Origin of the sequence: Streptomyces sp. NPDC021212, from assembly GCF_044332925.1 — a bacterium.
Classification (GTDB): domain Bacteria; phylum Actinomycetota; class Actinomycetes; order Streptomycetales; family Streptomycetaceae; genus Streptomyces.
The window spans coordinates 70060-94976 of record NZ_JBIRPZ010000022.1 but is presented as its reverse complement, the minus strand read 5'-3'; the positions used below and the strand labels follow the sequence as shown (position 1 = coordinate 94976).

Annotated in this window: 24 protein-coding genes; 12 read left to right on the top strand and 12 right to left on the bottom strand. The window is 71.9% G+C overall.

Going from position 1 to position 24917, the window contains the following annotated elements; genetic code table 11:
* Positions 1-2 precede the first annotated feature (2 nt).
* From ACH4SI_RS39160 to ACH4SI_RS39140, 5 genes are all read left to right on the top strand, one after another.
* Positions 3-1946, top strand: a complete 1944-nt coding sequence (locus ACH4SI_RS39160) for a galactose oxidase-like domain-containing protein (protein ID WP_398304757.1) — start codon at positions 3-5, stop codon at positions 1944-1946.
* Positions 1947-1955: 9 nt separating this feature from the next.
* Positions 1956-3374 (top strand): DUF6177 family protein, encoded by a 1419-nt coding sequence (locus tag ACH4SI_RS39155; protein WP_398304753.1) that lies wholly within the window; start codon positions 1956-1958, stop codon positions 3372-3374.
* Between the two features lie 149 nt (positions 3375-3523).
* Positions 3524-3952: a DUF6507 family protein gene (locus ACH4SI_RS39150; RefSeq protein ID WP_398304750.1), complete on the top strand. Its 429-nt coding sequence runs from the start codon at positions 3524-3526 to the stop codon at positions 3950-3952.
* Positions 3949-6750 (top strand): hypothetical protein, encoded by a 2802-nt coding sequence (locus ACH4SI_RS39145; RefSeq protein ID WP_398304747.1) that lies wholly within the window; start codon positions 3949-3951, stop codon positions 6748-6750. Before ACH4SI_RS39150 ends, ACH4SI_RS39145 begins: the two co-directional genes overlap by 4 nt.
* 11 nt (positions 6751-6761) lie before the next feature.
* Entirely contained in the window at positions 6762-7625 is an 864-nt protein-coding gene (locus tag ACH4SI_RS39140; RefSeq protein ID WP_398304744.1) for an immunity 49 family protein, read from the top strand.
* A 56-nt stretch (positions 7626-7681) separates the two neighbouring features.
* Here the strand turns inward: ACH4SI_RS39140 and ACH4SI_RS39135 are convergent, their stop codons facing one another.
* The 5 genes from ACH4SI_RS39135 to ACH4SI_RS39115 all read right to left on the bottom strand — a co-directional run bounded on the left by ACH4SI_RS39135 (position 7682) and on the right by ACH4SI_RS39115 (position 11409).
* On the bottom strand, positions 7682-8761 hold the full coding sequence (locus ACH4SI_RS39135; protein ID WP_398304741.1) for a glycoside hydrolase family 6 protein: 1080 nt from the start codon (positions 8759-8761) through the stop codon (positions 7682-7684).
* A 156-nt stretch (positions 8762-8917) separates the two neighbouring features.
* Positions 8918-9247, bottom strand: a complete 330-nt coding sequence (locus ACH4SI_RS39130) for a hypothetical protein (RefSeq protein WP_398304738.1) — start codon at positions 9245-9247, stop codon at positions 8918-8920.
* A 34-nt stretch (positions 9248-9281) separates the two neighbouring features.
* Positions 9282-10001: a class F sortase gene (locus ACH4SI_RS39125; RefSeq protein WP_398304735.1), complete on the bottom strand. Its 720-nt coding sequence runs from the start codon at positions 9999-10001 to the stop codon at positions 9282-9284.
* A complete protein-coding gene (locus ACH4SI_RS39120; RefSeq protein ID WP_398304731.1) occupies positions 9994-10542 on the bottom strand; it encodes a hypothetical protein in 549 nt (182 codons plus the stop codon). Before ACH4SI_RS39120 ends, ACH4SI_RS39125 begins: the two co-directional genes overlap by 8 nt.
* A gap of 84 nt (positions 10543-10626) precedes the next feature.
* A complete protein-coding gene (locus ACH4SI_RS39115; protein ID WP_398304728.1) occupies positions 10627-11409 on the bottom strand; it encodes an HAD-IIA family hydrolase in 783 nt (260 codons plus the stop codon).
* A gap of 140 nt (positions 11410-11549) precedes the next feature.
* Between ACH4SI_RS39115 and ACH4SI_RS39110 the strand changes: the two genes are divergently transcribed.
* Complete coding sequence (locus ACH4SI_RS39110) at positions 11550-11738, top strand: antitoxin (RefSeq protein WP_398304725.1); 189 nt, start codon at positions 11550-11552, stop codon at positions 11736-11738.
* Positions 11739-11749: 11 nt separating this feature from the next.
* Here ACH4SI_RS39110 and ACH4SI_RS39105 read toward each other — a convergent pair whose 3' ends face one another.
* The gene (locus tag ACH4SI_RS39105; protein ID WP_398304722.1) at positions 11750-13204 is read right to left on the bottom strand and encodes a hypothetical protein; all 1455 of its coding nucleotides are present in this window, start codon (positions 13202-13204) and stop codon (positions 11750-11752) included.
* Positions 13205-13321: 117 nt separating this feature from the next.
* Positions 13322-14419 carry an ROK family protein gene (locus tag ACH4SI_RS39100; protein WP_398304903.1) on the bottom strand — a complete coding sequence of 366 codons (1098 nt, stop codon included), beginning with the start codon at positions 14417-14419 and terminating at the stop codon, positions 13322-13324.
* A 67-nt stretch (positions 14420-14486) separates the two neighbouring features.
* On the opposite strand from ACH4SI_RS39100, the gene ACH4SI_RS39095 reads away from it, so the two are divergent.
* The 6 genes from ACH4SI_RS39095 (at position 14487) to ACH4SI_RS39070 (ending at position 20405) form a co-directional block, all read left to right on the top strand.
* Positions 14487-15590 (top strand): Gfo/Idh/MocA family oxidoreductase, encoded by a 1104-nt coding sequence (locus ACH4SI_RS39095; protein ID WP_398304719.1) that lies wholly within the window; start codon positions 14487-14489, stop codon positions 15588-15590.
* Positions 15587-16063, top strand: a complete 477-nt coding sequence (locus ACH4SI_RS39090; protein ID WP_398304716.1) for a heme-degrading domain-containing protein — start codon at positions 15587-15589, stop codon at positions 16061-16063. Before ACH4SI_RS39095 ends, ACH4SI_RS39090 begins: the two co-directional genes overlap by 4 nt.
* A gap of 75 nt (positions 16064-16138) precedes the next feature.
* Positions 16139-17122, top strand: coding sequence for an MFS transporter (locus ACH4SI_RS39085; protein WP_398304713.1), 984 nt, complete (start codon positions 16139-16141; stop codon positions 17120-17122).
* A complete protein-coding gene (locus tag ACH4SI_RS39080; protein ID WP_398304900.1) occupies positions 17123-17539 on the top strand; it encodes an MFS transporter in 417 nt (138 codons plus the stop codon).
* 7 nt (positions 17540-17546) lie between these two features.
* The gene (locus ACH4SI_RS39075) at positions 17547-18062 is read left to right on the top strand and encodes a GNAT family N-acetyltransferase (protein WP_398304710.1); all 516 of its coding nucleotides are present in this window, start codon (positions 17547-17549) and stop codon (positions 18060-18062) included.
* Between the two features lie 102 nt (positions 18063-18164).
* Positions 18165-20405 (top strand): sulfatase, encoded by a 2241-nt coding sequence (locus tag ACH4SI_RS39070; protein WP_398304707.1) that lies wholly within the window; start codon positions 18165-18167, stop codon positions 20403-20405.
* A gap of 63 nt (positions 20406-20468) precedes the next feature.
* Here ACH4SI_RS39070 and ACH4SI_RS39065 read toward each other — a convergent pair whose 3' ends face one another.
* The 5 genes from ACH4SI_RS39065 to ACH4SI_RS39045 form a co-directional block, all read right to left on the bottom strand.
* On the bottom strand, positions 20469-21335 hold the full coding sequence (locus ACH4SI_RS39065) for a fumarylacetoacetate hydrolase family protein (protein WP_398304704.1): 867 nt from the start codon (positions 21333-21335) through the stop codon (positions 20469-20471).
* 133 nt (positions 21336-21468) lie between these two features.
* Positions 21469-22164, bottom strand: a complete 696-nt coding sequence (locus tag ACH4SI_RS39060; RefSeq protein ID WP_398304700.1) for a YidC/Oxa1 family membrane protein insertase — start codon at positions 22162-22164, stop codon at positions 21469-21471.
* A 104-nt stretch (positions 22165-22268) separates the two neighbouring features.
* Positions 22269-22589: a DUF6412 domain-containing protein gene (locus ACH4SI_RS39055; RefSeq protein ID WP_398304897.1), complete on the bottom strand. Its 321-nt coding sequence runs from the start codon at positions 22587-22589 to the stop codon at positions 22269-22271.
* A 48-nt stretch (positions 22590-22637) separates the two neighbouring features.
* On the bottom strand, positions 22638-23453 hold the full coding sequence (locus ACH4SI_RS39050) for a class E sortase (protein ID WP_398304697.1): 816 nt from the start codon (positions 23451-23453) through the stop codon (positions 22638-22640).
* 37 nt (positions 23454-23490) lie between these two features.
* Positions 23491-24795, bottom strand: a complete 1305-nt coding sequence (locus ACH4SI_RS39045) for a DUF445 domain-containing protein (RefSeq protein ID WP_398304694.1) — start codon at positions 24793-24795, stop codon at positions 23491-23493.
* Positions 24796-24917: the final 122 nt, after the last annotated feature.

The following is a 24917-nucleotide window of genomic DNA, read 5'->3' as shown; positions in this document are numbered from 1 at the left end:
ACGTGAAGTACCGACCGAGTCGCCGCACCCGCCGCTTCGGAATCGGTGCGGCGGCCGTGACCGTACTGGCCGGGATGAACGGCCCGGCGCTCTACCGATTCAGCTCCGCGCACTATCACGATTACAAGATCAACCAACCGGAGTACAAGGCCGAGAACGGCCACTGGGACGTCGTCAACGTCCCGAAGGCGTATCGGATCAATACGATCCACGCCGCCCTGCTGCACACCGGGAAGGTGCTGCTGGTCGCCGGTTCCGGGAACAACGCCAAGAACTTCGACGCGAAGTCGTTCCGCACCGTCCTGTGGGATCCGAAGAAGAACACGTACCGGAACATCCCCACACCCCAGGACCTCTTCTGCTCCGGGCACGCCCAGCTCCCGGACGGAAAGCTGCTGGTGGCGGGCGGCACGCAGCGGTACGAGAAGCTCAAGGGCGACGTCGAGAAGGCGGGCGGACTGATGTTCGTCCACAACGAGGACCCGGACAAGCCGAAGACCTTCCCGCCCGGGACGCGCTTCACGGGCAAGGAGAACGGCAAGACCTTCGAGTCCAAGGACCCGGTCCTCGTCCCGCGCGCGAAGAAGAAGACGAACGCCAAGACGGGAAAGGTCACCGTCACCGCCAGCACGGCGCGGGTCTATGTCGAAGCGCGCCGGAAGGGAAAGAAGTACCAGACCGGCACCGAGGACAATTACCGGATCGCCGGGCTGAAGGGCAAGGACAAGCGGAACTTCTACGGCATCGCGCAGAAGCTGTCGTTCGACAAGAAGGACTTCCAGGGCATCAAGCAGGCCTACGAATTCGACCCGGAGTCGGAGCGGTACATCACCGTGGACCCGATGTACGAGGCCCGCTGGTATCCGACCCTGACGACCCTGAAGGACGGCCGGGTGCTGGCCGTGTCCGGGCTCGATGAAATCGGCCAGGTCGTGCCGGGCAAGAACGAGGTCTACAGCCCGAAGACGAAGAAGTGGAAGCGGCTGCCGAAGAAGCGCTTCTTCCCCACCTACCCCTCGCTCTTCCTCACCGAAAAGGGCCGCCTCTTCTACACCGGGTCGAATGCCGGATACGGTCCGGACGACAAGGGCCGCGCCCCCGGGATCTGGGATCTGAAGAGCAACAAGTTCCAGGTCGTGCCGGGCATCAGCGACCCGAAGCTGCTGGAGACGTCGATGTCGGTCATGCTGCCGCCGGCGCAGGACCAGCGGTTCATGGTCCTGGGCGGCGGCGGGGTCGGCGAGTCCGCCCGGTCCACGGCCGGGACCCGGATCGTCGACCTGAAGGACGACAAGCCGCGGTTCAAGGACGGACCGGATCTGTACGAGAAGGTGCGCTATCCGAGCAGCGTCATCCTGCCGGACGACACGATCCTGACCACCAACGGCTCCGGCGACTACCGGGGGCGCAGCGACAGCAACGTGCTGAAGGCCGAGCTGTACGACCCGAAGACCAACCGCACGCGCGGCGTCGCCGATCCGCTGGTCGGGCGCAACTACCACTCGGGCGCGCTGCTGCTGCCGGACGGGCGGGTCATGACCTTCGGCTCCGACTCGCTGTTCAAGGACAAGGCGAACACCACGCCGGGCCAGTTCCAGCAGCAGATCGACCTCTACACGCCGCCGTACCTGTACCGGGACGGGCGCCCGAAGCTCGCCGCCGAGGGCGGGCCGAGGACGGTCAAGCTGGGCGCGAAGACCACGTACAAGACCGCCCAAGCCTCGGCGGTCAAGAAGATGCGGCTGATCCGGCCCAGTTCCTTCACCCATGTGACCAACGTCGAACAGCGGTCGATCGCACTCGACTTCAAGCGGACGAAGGACGGCATCACGGTGACCCTGCCGAAGGACCCGTCGCTGGTGCCGCCGGGCTACTACATGCTGAACGCGGTCGACGGCAAGGGCACGCCGTCGGAGGCGGTGTGGGTGAAGGTGCCGAAACGTTAGTCTCGCCGCATGACCAAGGACGTCATAGCCCTCACCCGGCAGATGCCCGAACCCGGGGCCGTGCTCGCGGGCCTGCTCTCCGGGGGCCCGGACAAGCTGGTGGACACGACGGGCGAAGGGGCGGTCGTACAACTCTGCGACGAGCGGGGCCGGCCGCTCGTTTCGGTGGAGGCGCCGCTGCTGGTACAGGTTCCGGGTGAGGCCGAGCGGCTGCTCGGGGCCACCGAGCCACCGGTCCCCTTCTGGTGGACCGAGGCCCGCGCCGCCACCGGTGTCGCCGAGGCCGAGCGGCTCGCCGGAACGTTCGCCGCCCGCCTCGCCTCCCTGTCCGGCGGGTCGGCCTGGCCCCGGGAGGCCACGCGCTCGCTGGGGGTGGTGGAGACCGACGGGGTCAGCGTCGCGCCCACGCCCGCCGCGGCGCAGCCCGCCGTGGACGTGCTGACCCCCAAGGTCGCCGTCATCATCATGGACCGCCCGGTCGTCGCCATGACGGCCTGGCTCGCGGATGCCCTCCGGGCGGCCGCGGCCGCCGAGCGGGGCCTGCAGATCGTCACCCCGCCCGGGACGACGCTCTCCCCGGCGGTGCTGGCGAACATGCCGGACTGGCCGTCGCGGTGGGTCGTGCAGGACGAGCGGGAGGGCTACTTCGACGGACTCTCGGGCGCGGTGCTGCGCTGGCAGGACGGCATGTTCAGCGCGGTGGCGGCCCCGGACGCCACGGAGGAAGACCCTCGCACCCCGGCCGCGGCCTCGTACAAGGAGGCCGTGAGCACGGGCGAGCGGCAGTTGGTCGTCACCTTCCGTACGATCCACCCCGCGCACGAGCGGCTGGTCCTCGGCGGGGCCCTGGAGACGGTGTGGCGCGAGCTGACCGGCGAGCCCCCGGCGGGCTGGGGCACCGCCGAACCCGCGAACCTGCCCTGGTCGCCGGGGCGGTTGACCGAGGTGGCCTTCGCACGGGCTCCCGAGCCGACGTGGTTCGTGGTGGTCGGCAGCCGGGAGCGGCCCGGCCTCGCCACGGTGCGGATCAGCCGTACGAAGGCGGGCGTCGAGGAGACCGTGACGCTGGCGTTCGGCTACGGCGCCGATGAGGAACCGCCGCTGGATGCCCTGCGCGGGACCGCGGAAGCGCTCGTCACCCGCCACCCCCTCCAGTCGATGCTGGTACAGCTCCGCAAGGCGCGCCGCGACCTGCTGGTGCCGCCCCGGTTCGAGGGACCGGGGGTTCCGCTGGCCTTCGTGCTCGGGGCGGAGGAGGTCCGGACGGTGCCGGGCGACCGTGCGCGGCTGACGCCGCTGGCCGAAGCGCCGGTCAAGCTGGGGCCGAAGGCGCGGCCGGCCTACTACTACCCGCTGCCCGGGGACCCGTCGGACCTGGCGGGGTGGGCCGACTTCGAACGGCTGATGCGGCACCTGAAGGGCGAATGAAGCACGCGGCTTGATTGTCATGCGTTGGTCACAAGTCCCCGGCCGAACGCCAGAGCACTGACATGCGTTGATAGAAACGGACATAATCGCAGTAGTCAGTTGTTCGCATCAGTCGCCAAGACGACAGGTTGAACACCCGGGGGACGTCGATGACGTGGTGGGACATCAAGCCGCAAGGCGTGCAAGGTCAGTTGAAGACCGTCGGCGGACACGCCGGCGAGCTGGAAAAGGCCCTGAACGCCCTGGTCAAGAACATGTCGGAGGCGGCCCAGGCGGCGGGTACGGCCGTACCCGGCTCGCAGGCGGAAACGAAACTGCAGGGCCCGGTGGCCCCGGGTCAGGCTCCCCTGTCGCACAAGGCGATGGGTCCGGTGGCGGCCGCTCTGAGTGAGTACCTGGAGGGCCGTCAGAAGCAGTTCACCTCGATGGCCGAGCGGATCGAGGCATGCGTCCTCGGTGCGGCGAAGGCGACGAACGAGTACGTCGCAGGGGATCTGGACGCTGCCAAAGAGGCGCAGAACGCGGCGAAGTCCGTGAATCTGGAAGCCCTGCGCGAGCAGCCGGGGGGCAAGAAGTGAGCGGGGACGCGCCGGTCGACCCGGCCGAGGTGCCGGTGTTCACCGGCGATCTGGGAGTGCTTGACGAGAAGGTGAAGGCGCTCTCGACGGGCGGAGTGACCGTCTCGTCGAAGGCGACCGACGTACACACGAGTTTCGGTGGGCTGTCCGCGTTCTATCAGGCGCCGGAGGCCGACCAGCTGTTCGCGACGACGAAGCCGGTCTCGGACGTGGGCCTGACCGTCAGCTCGGACATGTGCACGATCGTCGGGGCATTGGGCACGTACAGCCGCGATGCCGAGCCGCTGGTGAAGAAGCTGGAGAACCTGAAGACGGAAGCGGCGGAGTTCCGCACGAAGGTCGCGGACGACGACAAGTGGCGCGAGGACGGCGACCTGATCGAGGAGAACCTCAATCGCCGCAATGAGATCGCCGAGGTGTGGGCCCAGTTCCAGGAGGTGGAGCGGGCCGCCTACGCGAAGATCGTCGCGCTGGTGGGCGGTAAGGCGCTCAAGGTGAACGACGGCTCCAACGGCGAGGGCATGTACGGCTATGACGCCGAGGCGTTGAAGCAGTCGAAGTCCCTGCCGTGGGGCGATGCGGTGGAGGAGTCGGTTCCGGCCTGGCAGGTGTGGGAGCACGCCTGGGACTTCGGCAAGGGCCTGATCGTGGACGGCGTGTGGGGCACCCTCAAGGGGCTCGGCGGTCTGGTCGGACTGTCCGGCTGGGACACGTTCAAGGCGTCCTGGACGGGGCTGGGGAAGCTGGCGACGGGGCTGGCGATCTCCTCGATTCCGGGTGTGCGCGAGCTGTACTGGGCAGCTCCGGACGACAAGCTCCCGTCGTGGCTGCGTGACTCGCGCACGGCGATGAAGGAGACCGGCAAGGCGCTGCTGGCGTGGGACCAGTGGGGCTCGAACCCTTCCCGCGCGGCGGGTGCGGTGACCTTCAACGTCCTGACGACGGTGTTCACCGGTGGCTCGGGCGGCGCGGTGTCGGGTGCAGGCAAGGCGGGCGCGGTGGCCAAGGCGCTGTCCTTCGCGGGCAAGGCGGGCAGGGCCATCGACCCGATGACGTACATCTTCAAGGGCGCGGGTGCGGGGGTCTCGAAGATCGGCGATGTGCTGGCCGGTCTCAAGGGCATGGGCAAGATCGAGATCCCGAAGATCGACGTGGACGGCGCGTTCGCCTTGCCGGACGGCGGGCGCCTGCTGCCGGACGGCACGATCGAGGTACCACCCGGCACGGCGATACCGGAGGGGGCCACCAAGCTCCCGGACGGCACCATCAAGGTCCCCGAAGGCACCGCGACCCTGCCGCCGGGCACGGTCAAACTGCCGGTCGACGGGCCGCCGCAGTTCATGGACCCCAAGGGCAACATCTACGACGCGAAGGGCGCGATCACCCAGCACGCCGACGAGGCCCCACCGGGCAAGCCGGGGACGGGGGCGGGCGTCCCGAAGGCCGACTCCCCGACGGTGGACAGCCCGACCACGGCCAAGGTGCCGGACCGCGAACTGGTCGGCGTCGGCGGCCGCGGCGACGACGTGATCCGCGTCGGCAGCGACATCTCCGACCCGGTCCGCGCCGGCGACGACCTCCCGGGCGGCCGCCCGGACACCACCCCGGGCGGCACGGCGGGCCACACGCCCGGCGGTCACGCGGGCGACCACATGCCCACGAACCGCCTGGACAACCCTCCTCGCGGCGGTCACGCGGACACCCCGGGCACGGGCGGCCACGCCGACTCCCCGGGCACGGCGGGCCACGCGGACGGCCCCGGCGGCACCCCGCACACCGATGGCCCGGGCTCGGGTGGCGGCGGCCACCACGAGCCGCCGGCGCCGGGCGGCGCCCACCCGGGCGGGGTGGGTGGCGCAGACGACGCGGCACGCGGCGCGGACGACGCGGCGCACCGGGCGGAGTACGAGGCCGCCCGGGAGAAGCCCGCCAGCGAGCGGACCCCGGCCGAGCGGGCGGCCATCAGCCGCGAGCACGTCCGGCTGGCCGACGAGAACCTGGCCTGGCGAATGGAGCACTACGACAAGATCGGCCGACGTCTCGACTCCACCAAGATGGTCGACGGCCAACTTCTGCCGCAGCTCGTGGAGAAGCCAGGCGGCGGCTGGATGGCAGCCGACGACATACCGTACGCGGACCCGGAGAAGTACCGGCCCGGAACCATGCACCGGGGCCCGTCCACGGTCACCCCCGACAACGTCCAGCACCTCAACGAGACCGCGGCCAAGCGCCACGCGGGCATGGGGCTGACCAAGGCCGAGACCAAGTTCGAAGCCGACCCGAGCAGCAAGCACGCCCAGGAACTCGCCGCCGCGCAGAAGCACTACGACGACACCGTCGGCGCCGATGTCCCCAACAACAGCAAGCTCGGCGAGGCCCTTGGTGAGGAGGCCGCACGGCGCCACATGCTCCAACAGCCGGAGTTCCAAGGGGCAAAGGAGATCATCGACCTCCCCGAGACGCCCAATGGCGCGAAGCGGTTCGACCAGCTGTGGCGCACCAAGGAAGGCAACCTGCTCATCGTCGAGGCGAAGGGCCCCAAGGGCGACCTGGAATGGCGTCGAGGCAACGGCGACCTCGACCAAGGCATGAAAGTGAAGCAGGGCACGATCGAATACGTCCGCACCATCGTGGCCGATATGCAGGATCGTGCATGGCTGTCACCGGACGACGGCAAGTACGCCGCGGAAATTCAGGCCGCGATCGACAACAAGACCCTGGAGTACGTCCTCGTCCAGGCCACCGAGAACTCCGGTACGTATGCTGGGGCCGAGCTCAAATATTTCAAGATCTTCTAAGGAGAGACGCGTTGGTCTCCATCGTTTCCCGCCCCCCGTTTCCGACGGGGAACGCGGCGGCGGGCCTCGCCGTGCTCCAGGAGAACGCCTCACAGCAGCTCGACTGGCTGGAGGCCGGCTCCGGCGACTTGGGCGACGCCCTGCGCACCCACCTCACCCTGGCGAAGTCGCACTCCCTGCTGGACCCCACGGCGCAGAAGCTTCCCTCGTGGCTTGCGTGGGTCAGCGCGATGCAGCTCGGCTCCGCCGTGTTCACCGCCGCGACCACCACCGAGCCGTCCGTGACCTGCCATATCGCAGACAAGGACCGCACACTCCAGGCCACGGGAGTGCAGCCGTACACGCACGCGGGCACCTGGCTCACCGCCTTCTACCTGGCAGTGGTGTGCCGGGAGAGGGACCGGATCACGGCCCTGTGTCGGGTGCCGGTGTCCCTGCTGCGGGAATCCGGCGCGGTGTTCGACGAGTTCCAGTACTCCTGGATCGAGACGCTCCAGGAGTACTGGGTCGGCGCCGGCGACATCGGCCCATCGCTGGTGGCCGCGGTCGACGGGACGGATCCAGCGGCCTCCACCATCGCGGACCCGGAGACGGTGGCGAAGCAGTTGTATCCGCCGATGGAGCTGTTCCACCGGTTCATCCAGGACGACCACGAGGAATTCAACCGGTCGCTCACCTATGCCCTGGAATGGCACAAGGACTACTGGAGCGAGGAGAGCCGGTCCATGCAGGCCTCGGGCTTCGTCGCCCTGGCCCCGCTCGCGATGGCCTGTTTCGCCCACGACGCGGGGATCCCCATCGAGGTGGAGTCCGAGTACCTGCCCACCGCGCTCCTGGAGCGCGACTGGGTCGGCGAGTTCTCGACCTCAGGCTGACGGCCTGCGCCGCTTGGTGGCCCGCACCGCTCGCGGTGCGGGCCCTCGTACCGGCCCTACTCGGCGTTCCGGGCGAGATCGAGCGCGTAGCGCGGCCACCACTGGCCGGCCTTGGGGCCGCCCTTGCAGGGGCCGTCCGACTCGCCCGGACGCTTGATCCACAGATAGGCGTCGACCTTCTTGTCGCCGGTGTCGACCGTCGGCGGCTCGCCCAGCGCCCGGCCCTTCGGGTTGCACCAGGACTCCGGGTCGTCCTTGCCCGGGGCCGGGCCGTTGCCGTTGCGGCTGGTGTCGATCACGAAGGGCTTGCCGCCGACCATCGCGGACAGCTTCTTGCCGTAGGTCTTGTTCTCCGCGGTGGTCTGGTAGTTGGAGATGTTGAGCGCGAAGCCGTCCGCCTTGGCGATCCCGGCGCGCTTGAGCGGTCCGGCAATCGCCCGCGGGTCCTTGATCCAGTGCGGGTTGCCGGCGTCCAGGTAGACCTTGGTGTGGGGCAGGCCCTTGAGCTTGTCGACGGCGCCGGTGAGCAGGTCGTACCGCTCTTCGAGGAACTTCTTCGGCGTGCAGCCGTCCGCCACGTGGGGCAGCGCGTCGGGCTCCAGTATCACCGTGGCCTTCCGGTCGCCGATGCCCCGGACGGCCTTGTCGAGCCACGCCCGGTAGGCGGCGCCGTCGGCCGCGCCGCCCTTGGAGTACTGGCCGCAGTCGCGGTGCGGGATGTTGTAGAAGACCATTAACGCGTCGCGGTCCGCGTGCGCGGCCGCCTCGGTGAAGCCACGCGCCTGTCCCTCCGGGTCGTCCACCCCCAGCCACTCCGCGACCGGCTGCTCGGCGATCTTCTGAATCAGCTGGGCGTCGTCGTCCGCGCCTTTCTTGCGGTACGCGGCGACCTGCCGGGCGGCGCTGCCGTCGGGGTTGACCCAGAAGGGGACGGTGGCCTTGGGGCGCTGCTTCTGACGGACCGGCGGGGCCGCGTGGTCGGTTCCCTTGGTGCCCTCGGAGGCGCCGAAGCAGCCGGTGAGCGTCGCGAGCGACAGCAGCGCTCCAGCGGCCGCCACGCCGTTGCGCCGGAGATTCCGTTTACGGTGGTGGTGACGGGCAACGGTGTGCCGACGGCCGGTGTAACTGCCGTACATCCACTCCCCCTTGGGTGCACGCTCCGGGGGAGGACGAGGGGCCCCCGGGTGGGACAAGCCGGTCGAATCCATCCTTGCACAGGGCTCCGGCCGCCCGGGCCCGCCTGCGCAAGCGGAGGCGGGTTTTCGCCCGTCCGGCGCGATTCGCACGGTGTTCTACCGACGGAAGCGGCGCCGCAGGCCCCGACGGAGGCGGCCGCGGCGGGGGCCGCGGGACGGCGGGCCGGGCGCGCCGAGGCCGCGACCGGCCGGACGCCATGGGTGGTCGGGGGACTCGATCGGCGCTTTGCGTTCCGCTTGTGCCCGTATCTCCAGATGGGACTGATAGCCCGACACCTGCCACGCCTGGTCATGGGCCGCGACGGCCGCGCGGATCGCCGAGCCCGCGACGCCCCGGCGGCGGGCCACGACCGCCAGCCAGGCGAAGAAGCCCATGACGGCGACCAGCACGCCGACGAAGATCAGGTACGGCAACAGCGCAGCCATACGGCACCCCTCCCCACACCAGAACGGGCCACCGTCACCCGGCGTTCCCTGCGTTCCCGGCGGTGGTTCGGGGTGCGGGGTGCGTCGGGTGCGGGGGCTGCGTCGTGCCCGTCAGGTACGCGGACACCACCACGTTCGCCGAGTACGTCCGCGTCTTCTTGTCGAACCGTCCCCCGCACGTGATCAGCCGTAGCTCCGCCCGGCCGCCGATCCGCGCCCCGTACACCCGGCGCGCGTCGAACCGCTTGGCGTTCACCATCGCCACGTCCTCCACCGTGAACTCCGCCGTCGAACCGTCCGACCGCCCGATCCGGAGCGTCTCCCCGCGCCGGAGGTCCCTCAGCCGGTAGAAGACCGCGGGCTTGGAGCGGGTGTCGACATGGCCGACCAGCAGCGCCGCCCCCGCCGTGCCGGGCTCGGGCCCGCCCCGGTACCAGGCCACGGAGTCCGCGCGGCTGAACGGCGGCGGCTGCACGGCCCCCTTGCGGTCCAGGCCCGCGCCGATGACCGGGGCGTGGACCCCGGCCGCCGCGATGTCGATGCGTTGCGGCCGGGCGGCCGCCAGCGGGGTGTGCGCCTCGGGCAGCGGATGCGCCGGAGGACGGCCGACCGCGGCCGCGTCCCCCGTCATCGGCGCCGGGGCGCCCGTACCGTCGGTGATGTCCCGGCCCCACATCCACAGCCCGAGCAGCAGCGCCACCCAGGCCAGGCCCATGGCCAGCCGTCCGGCTCCGGAGAAACGCGTCTCAGACATCGCCACCCACCCGCTGCCGACGCCGCCGTACCGCGAGCCCCGCGACAGCCACCGCCGTACCGCCGGACAGCACCAGGCCGTACGCCGTCGCGCCGCCGCCGATGCCGTCCCGCCGTGGCGGCTCCTCGTCGGTGGGCCGCGGCGCACCGCCGCCACCCGCGTGTATGGGCGCGACGGGCGACGGCGGGCGCTCCACGGCCACGGACACCTTCCCGGCGCCCGGCTCCGCCACGCCGCCGCCGCAGTCGACGGCGACCCGATGCACGCCCTTGGAGGCCGTCGAGCGGATCGTCGCCTCGCTGAACAGCCCATCATCGCCATCGGGGGTCAGCTCCGCGTCGTCGACGAACACCGGCGAGGTGGCCGTCGCCATCGTGCCCTGGCAGCCGAAGGCCCGTACCTCCACCTCGGCGCCGGGCGCGATGGCGAGCGGGCTGATCCGGATCGTGGCGGTGGCGTCGTGGCGCTGATCGGCGCGAGCGGGTCCCGAGGCGATGAGGCAGAGAGTTGCCGTACAGAGCGTGAGGGTGGCGATGCGCATCGTGAACCTCCTGACACCACGAGGCTCACGCGCCCGGCCGGGCCCCGCATCCGCTGCGGACCCGGCCCTGCTCCGAACGGGTGCTCAGACGACGCGTTCCACGAGGTCCGCGATCGAGTTCACGACGGTGGACGGCCGGTACGGGAAGCGGTCGACCTGATCGGCCTGGGTCACCCCGGTGAGCACGAGGAACGTCTCCATGCCCGCCTCCAGACCGGCCCGTACGTCCGTGTCCATCCGGTCGCCGATCATCGCGCTGCTCTCGGAGTGCGCGCCGATCGCGTTCAGCCCGGCGCGCATCATCAGCGGATTCGGCTTGCCGACGAAGTACGGCTCCTGACCGGTCGCCTTGGTGATCAGCGCCGCGACCGAGCCGGTGGCGGGCAGCGCGCCCTCGGCCGAGGGGCCGGTCTCGTCCGGGTTGGTCGCGATGAACCGGGCGCCGTCGTTGATCAGGCGGATCGCCTTGGTCAGCGCCTCGAAGCTGTACGTACGCGTCTCGCCGAGGACGACGTAGTCCGGCTCGACGTCGGTGAGGACGTAACCGATGTCGTGCAGGGCGGTGGTCAGCCCCGCCTCCCCGATGACGTACGCGGTGCCGCCGGGGCGCTGCTCGTCCAGGAACTGGCCCGTGGCCAGCGCCGACGTCCAGATGTTCTCGACCGGTACGTCGAGGCCGATACGGGACAGCCGGGCGTGCAGATCGCGCGGGGTGTAGATGGAATTGTTCGTGAGCACGAGGAAGGGCCTGCCGGACTCTCGCAGCCGCTTGATGAAGGCATCGGCCCCGGGGACCGGTATGCCCTCGTGCATCAGCACCCCGTCCATGTCGGTAAGCCATGACTCGATCGGCTTGCGCTCTGCCACTGGTTGCTCTCCGCTCGGCTCGACCGTCTGGGCGACGTCCACAGCCTAACCGGGGGCAGCACGGCCTCAGCGCGACAGACCCGCACAGGTGTCCGATGCTGAGGGAAGGGGGAACGCGAGTCGACGGTTAGGAGACCGCCATGGGCATCATGGACAAGCTGAAGGACGCGATCGCCAAGAACCCGGACAAGAGCCGACAGGGTGCACGCAAGGGGGCGGACGTCGCCGACAAGAAGACCGGCGGCAAGCACTCGGAGCAGATCCAGCGCGGCTCGGACAAGGTCGACGACGAGCTCCGCCGCCGGGGCGAGGGGCCCCGGGGCGGTTAGCGGCGGCGTCCTCAGCGCCTGGCGCGCCGGGACTTCACGACGAGGGCGGTGCCCCCGGCCACGAGTCCGACACTGATCACGCCGAGCCCGGCGAGCCGAACGTTGCGTTCGCCCGTCGCGGCCAGCTCGGGTTTCCAGTGTTCGTGGCGGCGGGCGCCGTCCTCGTCGTGCCGGTCGTCGCCCTTGTCGGCGGGGGCGGTCTCGTCAGGGTCGGTCTTGTCGGATCCGGGGTCTTCGGAGCCGGTTTCGGAGCCAGGGTCTTCGGTGGCGGGGGCTTCGGTGTCGTATCCGGGGTCTTCGGTGGCGGGGTCGGTTTCGGTGCCGAGGTCGGTCTCGGTGCCGAGGTCGGTCTCGGTGCCGAGGTCGGTACCGGGATCGGTTTCGGTGTCGGTACCGGTCTCGGTATCAGCGCCGGTGCCGGGGTCCGCCTCCGTATCCGCCTCGTCCGTATCCGCCTCGTCCGTATCCGCCTGGTCCGTGCCCGCCTCGTCCGTGCCGGTGTCCAGACCCGTGTCCACGCCCAGATCCTCGTCAGTGCCGGAATCCGCCTGGTCCTCGGTGCCCTGGTCCGTCTCGCTGTCGGGGCTCGGCGGCGCGACGAGGCTCCGCTCCCGGCGGCGGGTCGGGGTGGGACTCGGCTCGGCCTTGGCCTTGGTCTCGGGCTCCGCCTTGGCCTCGGGCTCGGGCTCGGCGCTCGGCACGGGCTCCAGCTCGGCGCTGGGCTCCGACTCCAGCCCGGCACTGGGCTCGGGCTCGGACTCCGGCTCGGCGCTCGGCTTCGCGTCCGGCACCGGCAGTGGCACCGGCGCCGGCACCGGTGTGTTGTCCGCCCCCGCCGTACTGTCCGCACCGGGCTCCGCCTCCGCGGCGATCCGGAACGCGTAGTCGTTCGACTGCCCGACCCACCCCCCGTCGTCCCCGCGCCGCTGTACGGCGATGGCGTTGGCCGTGACCGGGCCCAGGGGGGCGTCGGTGGTGAAGCGGGTACGTATCGTCACGTCGACGGTCTTCCCGGCCGCCACGGTGAACCCCTTGAAGTCCTTCTCGAACACGCCGATGTTCTCGTCCTCGTCGGTCGTCTGGAAGGAAACGTCCCGCCAGGTGCCGCCGTCCGCGTACGGGTCGAGGAACTCCAACTGGATCTGGCGGGGCCGCAGCGCATGGCCCTGGTCGACGAGGACCGTGACGGGGTGGATCGCCCGGCATCCGGTGTCCGTGGTGTTGCGCAGTACGAGGTGCCACTGCTGCCACCCGGCGCCCCGCGCGAACTGGTCGGGGCCGCCGCGCAGCCGGGTCTCTATGGGGAAGTCGGAGACGGTCCCGTCCCCGCAGGTCGGGGCGGGTTCGGCCACGGCGGCGTGCGCTTCGAGCCCGTACAGGGCCGGGGCGAGCGCGAGCGCGGCCGCGGGCAGGGCGGCGCGGAGGGACAGAGCGGCGCGGAAGGACAGGGCGGTGGGCAGGCGCATGGGTGACCTCTGCTGGCAGCGGCGTATCCCCGAGCACTCCGCCACATTCCGCGTCCGCACGTCGACACACCGCAGGGGCCGCCGATTGACCCCGACTGGCCGTCAACAAACCCTCGATCAGCCCAATGCGAACAGCGGGGCGAGCACGAGCTGCGCCGCTCCCTCGACCACCGCCCGCGCCCCGCCGCGTACGAGGTCGACCGGGACCGTGGGGCGGCTGGTGCGGGCGGCGTCCTCGGCGAGCACGGCGGCCACGCCGCGTACATACGACGTGGGGTCGGCCAGCACGACCCGGCCGCCGAGCAGCACCCGGTCGATGTCGAGGAGCCGTACGAGGTTGGCCGCGCCGACGCCGAGCAGCCGGGCCGCCTGCGCCTGCGCGCCGCGGGCCACGGCGGCCAGGCACAGGGCTTCCAGGCAGCCGTAGTTGCCGCAGCCGCAGCGCGGCCCGTCGAGCTGCACCACCTGGTGCCCGAACTCCCCCGCGTCCGTCCGCGCGCCCCGGTACACGCCGCCGTCGAGCACGAGCCCGGCGCCGAGGCCCGTGCCCAGGTGCAGATACGCGAACGAATCGACGGGGGCGGCCGGGGCGGCGAGGCCGAGGGCGGCGGCGTTGGTGTCCTTGTCGAGGACGACGGGCAGGCCCAGGCGCCGGGCGAGCGCGTCGCGCAGGGGGAGCCCGTCCCACTGCGGGAAGCCGGTGACCTGGTGCAGTACGCCGGAGCCGTGGTCGAGCGGGCCGGGTGCGGCGACCCCCACTCCGAGCAGCCCGCCCCCGGACAGCCCGGGCGCGGCGGCGATCAGGGCCTCGACCTCCGACGCCGCCGCCGTCAGGGCCCGATCCGCCTCGGCGCCGAAGTCGAAGCGTGCCGTACGGAGGGCCACCGGCGTGCCCGCGAGGTCGACCAGGACCGCCGTCAGCTCGTCGCGGTCCAGGTGCAGGCCGATCGCGTGGCGGGCGTCCGGGACCATGCGGAGGACGGTGCGCGGCTTGCCGCCGGTCGAGGCGCGGCGGCCCGCCTCGGCCGCCAGGCCCTCGGCCCGCAGCCGGGCCGTGATCTTGCTGACGGCCTGGGGGGTGAGGCCGGTACGGTCGGCCAGTTCCAGCCTGCTGACGCCGTCCCCGCCCGCGTCGCGCAGCAGGCGCAGGACGAGCGCGGCGTTATGGCTGCGTAGGGCGGACAGATTGGCTCCGGGCCCGGCCGCCCCCGACATCGTGCTGTTCACACCCCCATTGTGGTCATCGCTTGCGCTTTAGCAACACTGTTGTCAAAGTGGCGGCATGGATGACAAGAGCAGCGATGACAGCAGGACCCTCCGCGCCGGACTGATCGGCTACGGCCTCGCGGGATCCGTCTTCCACGCCCCCCTGATCGCCGCCGCCGACGGCCTCGCCCTCGACACCGTCGTCACCGCCAGCCCCGAGCGGCAGCAGCAGGCCCGCGACGAACACCCCGGCGTGCGGATCGCCGCGTCCGCCGGCGAGCTGTGGGCCCGGGCCGGTGAGCTGGACCTGATCGTCATCGCCTCCCCCAACCGCACCCACGTTCCGCTCGCGCGCGCCGCGCTCCAGGCCGGGCTGCCGGTCGTCGTGGACAAGCCGCTGGCCGCGACCGCCGCCGAGGCCGAGGAGCTGGCCGCGCTCGCCGAGGCCCGCGGGCTGCTGCTGAGCGTCTTCCAGAACCGCCGCTGGGACAACGACTTCCTGACCCTGCGCAAGCTCCTCGCCGACGGCTCGCTCGGCGAGGTGCTGCGCTTCGAGTCGCGCTTCGAGCGGTGGCGGCCGCAGCCCAAGGGCGGCTGGCGGGAATCCGGCGACCCGGCCGAGATCGGCGGGCTGCTGTACGACCTGGGCAGCCATCTGGTCGACCAGGCGCTCACCCTCTTCGGCCCGGCCGACTCCGTCTACGCCGAGGTCGACGTACGGCGCGCCGGGGCGGAGGCCGATGACGACACCTTCATTGCCGTCCACCACACGAACGGCGTCCGCTCGCAGCTGTGGATGAGCGCCGTCACCGCCCAGCTCGGTCCGCGCTTCCGGGTGCTGGGCAGCGAGGCGGGCTATGTGAAGTACGGCCTCGACCCGCAGGAAGCGGCCCTCCGCGAAGGGCTGCGCCCCGCCGAATCCGCGGCGTGGGGCGCCGAGCCCGAGTCCGCGTGGGGGCGGCTGGGCGCGGGCGAGTCGCCGCTGACCGGCGGCGGGCGGCCCGTCCCGACCGTCCCCGGCGACTACCCCGCGTACTACGCCGCCATCGCCACCGCCCTCCGCGACGGCACCCCGCCCCCGGTCACCGCGGCCGAAGCGGCGGCGGCGCTGCGGGTGCTGGAGGCGGCCCGGGTGTCGGCGACGGAGGGCCGTACGGTCCCCATCGGAGGCGCCGCATGAGCACCCCCGACCTCGCTGATCTCATCGCGCAACTGGAGGAGCAGGAGCGCCGGCTGCGCCTCCCGTCCCTGAGTAATGACGACGCCTGGCGCCTCGGCTGCCTCATCGCCGAGCTGGCCGAGGAGCGCGGCGCGGCCGTGACCATCGGCGTGCGCCGGGGCGGCCAGCGCCTCTTCCATCGCGCCCTGTCCGGCACCTCTGCCGACAACGACGCCTGGCTGGAGCGCAAGTGCCGGGTCGTCGACCGCTACGCGGCCTCCTCCTATCTCGTCGGCACCCGCTTCCGGGCGAAGGGCACGACCTTCGAGGAGTCCTCCCGGCTCGACCCCGACCGCTACGCCGCGCACGGCGGCGCCTTCCCGCTTCATGTGACGGGCACGGGCGTCGTCGGCACGGTCGCCGTGTCGGGCCTGCCACAGGCGGAGGACCACGCGCTGGTGGTGGAGGCCCTGGAACGGTTCCTGGCCGACTGATCACGGCGACCGCCCGACGGCGGCGCGGGCTCGCTTCGCCGGGCGCCGAAGCTTTCCACGCCTACGGTGAAGCGCATGGCAGCGAAGACCGTCACCACGGACCTCCCCACCACCGCGCAACCGGCGCGCGTGCTGTCGTTCGCGCTGGTCGCGGTGTGTACGGGCTATTTCATGGTCATCCTGGACAGCACGATCGTGAACGTCGCCCTGCCCGCCCTGCGCACCGATCTGCGGGCGGGCGTGAACGGCCTCCAGTGGATCGTCGACGGCTATCTGCTGGTGCTCGCGGCCGGGCTGCTGTCCGGCGGGGCGCTCGCGGACCGCTTCGGCGCCCGGCGGGTGTTCCAGGCCGGGCTCGGCCTTTTCGTGTCGGCGTCGCTCGGATGCGGGCTGGCCCCCGACGTGCCGGTGCTGGTGCTCGCGCGGGTGGCACAGGGGGCCGGGGCGGCGCTCTCCGTACCGGCCTCGCTGGCGCTGCTGCGGGCCGCGTACACCGACCGGACGACGCGCGCCCGCGCGGTCGGCGTGTGGGGCGGCATCGCCGGGGTGGCCGCGGCGGGCGGGCCGCTCCTCGGCGGCGTCCTGGTCGCGGCGGTCGGCTGGCGGTGGGTGTTCTTCGTCAACGTGCCGATCGGTCTTGCCGCGATGGCGCTGACCGCGCGGTACGTTCCGGCGCCGCGCGCGCAGACCGGCAAGGGGCTGGACCCGGCCGGTCAGCTCACCGGCGTCCTGGCGCTGACCGCGCTGGCGCTCACCATGATCGAGGGCGGCCGCTCCGGGGCGACCGCGCTGGTGGCGTGCGGCGCGCTGGTGTTCGTCCTGGCGGCCGCCGGGTTCGTCGCCGTCGAACGGGCGGTGCGCGCGCCGATGCTGCCGCTCGGGCTGTTCCGCACGCCCACCTTCGCCGGGGGCACGGCGGTCGGCCTGCTGATCAACCTCGGCTTCTACGGCGAACTGTTCGTCATCAACCTCTACTTCCAGCAGACGCTGCACTACTCCGCGCTGCTCGCCGGGTTCGCGCTGCTGCCGCAGATGGGCGTGGTGGCGGCCGGTTCATGACTGTCCGGGCGCTTCACCGCCCGCGTCGGCAGCCCGCGGCCCACGCTGCTCATCGGGCTGGTCACGGGCGGGGCGGGGCTGCTCGCGCTCACCGGTCTCACCGCCGCGGTGGCGCACGTTCCGTATGCGCTGCTGGTACTGCCCCTGATGGCCACGGGCTTCGGGATGTCGTTCACCATGCCCGCCGTGACGACGGCCGTCACCGACGGCGTGCCCGCCGAGCGGGCCGGGCTCGCCTCCGGCGTGATCAACGCCTCCCGCCAGACCGGCGGCGTCATCGGCGTCGCCCTCCTCGGCGCCCTGGCCGGCACCGGCCCCCTGGCCGGGCTGCGTACGGCGCTGGCCATCGCCGGGCTGGCCTTCCTCGCCGGGGCCCTGATCACCCTGCGCACCGTCGATCGCGCCCCCATGCCATGATCCTGCGGTGCCCGCAGCGAACATACGCCCCCGAACCGGCCAGGACCTGGCGGCCTGCGTCACCGCGCTCGCGACCGTGCAGCGGGCCGACCGCTACCCGGTCGACTGGCCCGACGACCCGGAGCGCTGGCTGACACCGGACGGGATGCTCGGCGCGTGGGTCGCGACTGAAGGGGCCGCAGACCCCGCCGTACTCGGCCATGTGATGCTCACCCGGACCGATCCCGCCCTCGCGGACGCCATCGGCGCACCGGCCGAAGGGCTCGCCGCGGTGGCCAGACTGTTCGTCACCACCGCGGCACGCCGCCGCGGTCTGGCCGCCGGGCTGCTCGGGCACGCGGCGCGGGCGGCGGTGGCGGCCGGACTGCGGCCCGTCCTGGAGGTCGACTCGGGCGCCACCGCGGCCATCGGGCTGTACGAGCGCGCCGGGTGGCGCTTCGTCAGGGCCATGACCGCCGACTGGCACACGGCGGACGGACGGCTCGCCGTGGTGCACGCGTACAGCGGACCCGCTGGTCACTGAACACATCCGGCCCCCGGGCCGTACGAGGTGACGGCGGCACCTCGACCCCCCGAGCCTGGTCCGCCGTGTCACTACCGGGCCCCGCACGGAAGGACCTTCGGGATGCGCCAGCTGCCGGACAAGGACAACGCCGAAAAGGCTGCCCCGGAGGAGGGCGACACCCCGGAGGACAGTCCGCCTGAGCGGGCCCCGGAGTCCGCTGCCGAGGGCCCGGGCGGCCCCAAGGCCCCTGCCGAGCCCGACGTCGAGGCCAAGGACGAGGGCGACGCCAAGGGCGAGGCCGACGCCAAGGGGCAGGAGGCCAGAAGTCAGGCCCCGGAGAGCAAGGACCAGGAGAGTCCGGCCAAGGCAAGCCCGGCCCCCAAGAGCCCGGACCCCGAGAGCCCGGACCAGGGAGGCCAGGACCAGGCGAACCCGGCCCCCAAGAGCCCGGCCCCGGAGAGCAAGGCCCCGGAGGACCCGGCCAAGGCAACCACGGCCCCCGAGAGCCGGGACCAGGCGCCCTCGGCCCCCGAGAGCAAGGCGTCCGAGAGCCCGGCGCCCGAGAGTCCCGACCAGGCCGACGACGGGCCGACCGAGTTGTTGGGCGGCGTCACCGCCGGTGGTGGCGGTGAGGACGACGGTCCGGGACCGGACCGGGCGGTCACCGGGCGTGGCGGCTGGCGGGGGCGGTATCCCCTCGCGGCGCGCGCCGTGTCGTGGACGGTCACCGGGCTGTCCCTCGCCCTGGTCTTCGTCGCCCTGCTGCTGCCGACGAAGCTCGAACTCCTCACGGTCGACCACTTCACCCGCATCCCGGTGGAACTGATCTTCGGGGCCGGTCTGCTGCTGCTCCTGCCGGCCCTCGCCCGGAGAGTGGTGGCGGTGCTGGCGGGGCTGTTCCTCGGCGCGCTGGCCATCCTCAACATGCTGGACATGGGCTTCAACGAGTTCCTGGGCCGCGGCTTCAACGTCGTCCTCGACTGGATCCTGTTCGACGACGCCCAGTCGTACCTGGAGGACTCCGTCGGCCAGACGGCCGCCGCGGCCGCCGTGGTCGGGATCGCGGTGCTCGCGCTCGCCGTGCTCGCCCTCATGGCGCTGGCGGTCCTCCGGATCGGCAACGTCATGGCCCGCAACAGCGTCGTGGCGACCCGCACCACCCTGGTGGCCGGGACCGTCTGGGTCGCGTGCGCGTCGGTCGGCGCGCAGGTCGCGGGGCTGCCGGTGGCGTCCCGCAGCACATCCGCGGCGGTCCAGGACCGGGCGGAGCGGGTGGAGAAGACCCTCAAGGACGAGCGGGAGTTCAAGAAGATCGCCGCCTTCGACACGTACGGCGACACCCCGGGCGATCAGCTGCTGACCGGGCTGCGGGGCAAGGACATGATCTTCACCTTCATCGAGAGCTACGGCCGCAGCGCGATCGAGGACCCGGCGATCGCGCCCGGGGTCGACTCGACGCTGAAGAAGGCGACCGAGCGGCTGGACAAGGCCGGGTTCGCCAGCAAGAGCGGCTGGCTGACCTCGGCGACGTACGGCGGCAACAGCTGGCTGGGCCACTCCACCTTCCTGACCGGCCTGTGGATCGACAACCAGAACCGCTACCGCACCGTCACCGCGGGCGACCACCTGTCCATCACCCGCGCCTTCAAGCGCACCGGCGCCTGGCGGACGGTCGGCATCATGCCGGGCGTCCAGAAGAGCTGGCCGGAGGGCACGTTCTACGGCCTCGACCACGTCTACGACTCGCGCGAGCTGGGCTACAAGGGGCCGAAGTTCAGCTGGTCGACCATGCCCGACCAGTACGCGCTGAAGGCGTTCGAGCAGCTGGAGCACGGTAAGAAGCACGACAAGCCGCTGATGTCGCTGAACATCCTGACCTCCAGCCACCAGCCCTGGGCGCCGATCCCGAAGACCATCCCGTGGAGCAAGGTGGGGAACGGCTCGGTCTACAAGGGCATCGAGAAGGCGGGCAAGCGGCCCGAGGACGTGTTCACCGACTCGACCAAGGTGAAGCAGGAGTACGGCAAGTCCGTCCAGTACTCGGTGAACAGCCTCATCGACTACGTGATCAAGTACGGCAACAAGAACACCGTGCTCGTCTTCCTCGGCGACCACCAGCCGCTGGCCCGGGTCAGCGGCAACCACGCGAGCCGGGACGTGCCGGTGTCCATCGTCGCGCATGACCCGAAGGTGCTGAAGCGGATCGCCGACTGGAACTGGGCGGACGGGCTGATGCCCCGCGCGGACACCCCGGTGTGGAAGATGAACACCTTCCGCGACCGCTTCCTGAAGGCCTACGGCTCGACGCCGAGCGCGACCCCGCAGCAGGTGAGGCAGGAGGCGAAGCGGGCGGCCGAGTGAGCGCCGCGGCCTCCGGACGCCGGTGGCGTCCGGGGGCCGCGCTCAGCGCTTCACACCAAGCCGTCAGGCGTCCTTGAACTCCTGGCGCTGGCGGCCCAGTCCGTCGATCTCCAGCTCCACCACGTCCCCGGACCGCAGATACGGCTTGGGCTCCGGCCGGCCCATGGCGACGCCCGCCGGGGTGCCGGTGTTGATGACATCGCCCGGGTAGAGGGTCATGAACTGGCTGAGGTAGCGGACCACATGGGCGACGCCGAAGATCTGCTCGGCCGTCGTGCCGTTCTGCTTGATCTCACCGTTGACCCACAGCCGCAGGCCGAGGGCCTGCGGGTCGGGGACCTCGTCGGCGGTGACCAGCCAGGGGCCCAGCGGGTTGAACGTCTCGCAGTTCTTGCCCTTGTCCCACTGGCCGCCACGCTCGATCTGGAATTCCCGCTCGGAGACGTCGTGGGCGATCGCGTAGCCCGCGACGGCGGCGAGAGCGGCCTCGTCGGATTCGAGGTAGCGGGCGGTGCGGCCGATGACGACGGCCAACTCCACCTCCCAGTCGGTCTTCACGCTGCCGCGCGGCACCAGCACCGTGTCATCGGGACCGATGACCGTGTCGGGCGCCTTCATGAAGAGGATCGGCTCCTCCGGAAGGGCGGCGCCGGTCTCGGTCGCGTGATCGTGGTAGTTCAGCCCGATGCAGACGATCTTGCCGATACGGCCCAGCGGCGGGCCGACCCGTACGCCGCCGTCCTGGATCACCGGCAGCGCGTCGGCGCCCTCGGCCTCGGCCGCCACGCGGATCCGGGCCAGCGCCGCCTCGTCGGCGAGCAGGGCCCCGTCGATGTCCGAGACCAGGCCGGACAGGTCGCGGAGGGTGCCGTTCTGGTCGAGGAGGGCCGGGCGTTCCGCCCCGGCCGGTCCGACGCGCAGCAGCTTCATCCTCACAACTCCCTGGTCTCAGGACGGTGGCCAGGGGCGACTCCATGGCCTCTGGCCGCTCGATCCTCCACGAGCCTCGTCCACCCCGCAAGACCCCGTTCACGGACTGGACCGTGCCCTCGCCGTCCGGGGCTCACCGTCCGCGGAGCAGCAGGGCCCGTTCCACCGCCGTCCAGGTGGTGCTGGTCGCGAGGTAGAGCGCGGCGGCCAGCGGCACCACGGCGGCGGTGATGAGCGTGCCGAAGGAGAGCAGCGGCAGCACCCGCGCCAGCCCGGACGCACCGGGCGCGCCGGGCACCGCGGGCGCCGCCGCCTCGCGGGCGGCCTTGCGGTTGCGTACGTACGTCCAGGTCGCGACGGCCGCTATCAGCGCGAACAGGGCGAGGTAGACCATCCCCTGCTGCCCGGCGAGCGCCCCGCCCCAGCGACCGTCGAGCGGGGCACCGGCCAGCGTGTGGTCGAGCAGGTCTCCGGCGCCGCTGCCGGTGGAGAACACGTGGTACATGACGAAGAAGACCGGCAGCTGGATCAGGGTCGGCAGGCAGCCCGCCAGCGGGGACGCCCCTTCCTTCGCTTGGAGGTCGGTCATCGCGCGGCGCAGCCGCTCGGGGTTGTTCTTGTGCTTGCGGCTCAGCTCGGCGATCTTCGGCGCCAGCGCGGCGCGCGCCTTCTCGCCGCGGGCCGCCGCCCGGGCGAGCGGATGGAGCGCGGCCCGGACGCACAGGGTGAACAGGACGATCGCGGCGGCCGTCGCCGAGGCCCCGAACAGCGGATCGAGCCGGTCGGCCAGGGTGGTCAGCAGGGTGCCGAGGGTTGCGAAAACAGACATGGGAGCCCTCCACGGGTCTCGTCATGGGCCGGATGACCGAAGAGAAACGGATCGACGGCGTGACGAGCCGCGTGGGCGCGGCGGGGTGCTGCGGGTGCGTGCGCCTACGCGGCCGTCGGAAGGCGACGGCCGGGCGCTCGGGGCCTGGGGCGGCCCGCGGCGTCGGGGTCCCGCTGCGGCAGGAACGCGGTCCGGCGCTCCCGGTCCCGTATCGCGGTGCGTATGCGCCCCGGGGGCGCGGGCACCCGGGCCCGGGCGGCGAGCACGGCGCAGGTCAGCAGCGCGGCCGCGACGGCGGCGGTGGCAGCGGTGGTGGCGGCGAGGGCGACGGCGCTGATCAGCCCGGTCTGCGTGAGCAGGGTGCCGGTCAGCAGGAAGAGGAGCACGCCCAGGTGCATGCGCAGCGTCTCGATGCGATGCGTCATGTCGATGCGAGTCATGCGGCTCCCCCTCTCCACTCAGCCGCCATCAGTCTAGGGGGCGCCACCGACAACGCGCGGCGCGGCCAGTGTCAGCCTGGCCCACACCACCAGCCGGTAGCGGGAGGTGTATTCGGGGGTGCAGGTGGTCAGCGTGAGGTAGGAGCCGGGCTCGGTGTAGCGGTAGCGCGGGTGGACCGAGCTGTACGGGACCTTCGCGATCACCGTGCCGTCGGAGGGCGAGGTGCGCGGCAGGGTGCGGTCGACGACGTACGTATAGCGGGCGTGGACGGTCTCGATGCTCACCTTGTCCCCGGGGCGCAGCTCATCGAGGTGGCGGAAGGGTTCGCCGTGCGTATTGCGGTGGCCCGCGAGCGCCACGTTGCCCGGCCGTCCCGGCTGGGCGGTGCCCGGATAGTGGCCCACGTACCCCTTGTTGAGGACGTACGGCTTGCTGATGCCCTCGGCGAGCGGGGCCGTGAGCCCGATGCGCGGGATGCGGATCACCGCGTACGTCCGGTCGCGGCGCGGGGCCCGGTCGTCCACGGTCACGGTCACCTCGCCGTCGTTCTTACGGTGCCTACCGCCCGTACCCACGGCGCCCCCGGACTCCGTACCCTCCCGGCCGGTGCCGGACGAGGGCACCGTGGGATCGTCGGCGCCCCACTGCCGTTCCAGCTCCGCCACTTGGCGCTTCGCGCCCTCCCGGGCCTCGCGGTTGGTCCACCACAGCTGGTGGGCCACCAGCAGGAGCAGGACGATCCCGATCGTGACGGCGATCTCGCCGCCCGTCCACAACACCCGCGCCGCAAGGGCCCGCCGTCGTCGCACACCGACCTCCCCACCCACCCCCACCGGGAGGGGCACCATAGGCCCTGCGGCACGCACCTGCCAGACACGTGACCCGTCAGCCGCCGCCCAGCCCCCGCGAGACGGTGTAGATGACGAGCCCCGCGAGCGCTCCCACCACGGTGCCGTTGATCCGGATGAACTGCAGATCGCGGCCGATGTGGGCCTCGATCTTCCGGGAGGTGTGCTCCGCGTCCCAGCTCGCGACCGTCTCGGTGATCAGCGAGGTGATCTCGTGCCGATAGGTCGTCACCACATAGACGGCCGCGTCCTCCAGCCAGCCGTCGATCTTGCCGCGCATCCGCGCGTCCGTCACCATCCGCGTGCCCAGCGACAGGATCGCCGCGCGGGCCCGCAGCCGCAGCTCGCTGCGCTCGTCCTCGGCGGCCGCGACGATCATCGACCGCACCGCGGCCCAGGTGGAGGCGATCAGGTCCTGCACCTCACCGCGGCCCAGCACCTCGCTCTTGAGCCGCTCGACCCGGTCTCGGGTCCCGCTGTCGGACTGGAGGTCCCCGGCGAAGTCGGACAGGAAGCGGTCCACGGCGCCGCGCGCCGGATGGTCCGGCATGTCGCGCATCTCACGGACGAACCGCAACAGTTCCCGGTAGACCCGCTCGCCGACCTTGCGGTCCACGAACCGCGGCGTCCAGCCGGGCGCGCCGCCGGTCACCGCGCCCATCACCGACTCGTTGTGCTCGACCAGCCAGTCGTGGGCGTGGACGCACACCAGGTCGACGGCCCGGCGGTGACCGCCGTCCGCGACGATCCGCTCCAGCAGCTTGCCGAGCCCCGGCGCGATCTCCTGGGCGTCCGCGCGCCGCGTGATCGCCTCGCCGACCACGGCCTGCACATCGGAGTCGCGCAGCACGGTGAGCGCGCCGCGCAGCGCGGTCGCCAACTCGGCCGTCACCCGGTCGGCGTGCGCGGGTTCGGCCAGCCAGGTGCCGAGCCGGCTGCCGATGCCGACGGCGCGCAGCCGCAGTCGTACGACATCGCCGGAGAGGAAGTTCTCGCCGACGAAGTCGCCCAGGGTCGCCCCGAGCTGGTCCTTCTTGGTGGGGATGATCGCGGTGTGCGGGATGGGCAGCCCCATGGGCCGCCGGAACAGGGCGGTGACGGCGAACCAGTCGGCCAGCGCGCCGACCATGCCCGCCTCGGCGGCCGCGGCGACGTACCCGGCCCAGCCCCCGGCGCCGGAGTTCTGCGCCCACTTGGCGACCGCGTACACCAGCGCGACGGCGAGCAGCATGCCGGTGGCAATTGCCTTCATGCGGCGCACGCCGCGCCGCCGCTCCTCGTCGAGGGGGGTGTCCGCGAACGCGACGACGCCACCGGCCGCCGCCCTCGCGCCGCGCGACATTGACCGCTTTTCACCCGTCGTTGTCCGGTTCATACGCTCCGCCCGGTCGAGGCGTCCCCTCTGTTCGCCGACGCCATTGTCTCGTTCCTGTCTCACTCGCCCCCTGAGTGGAACGAACGGCG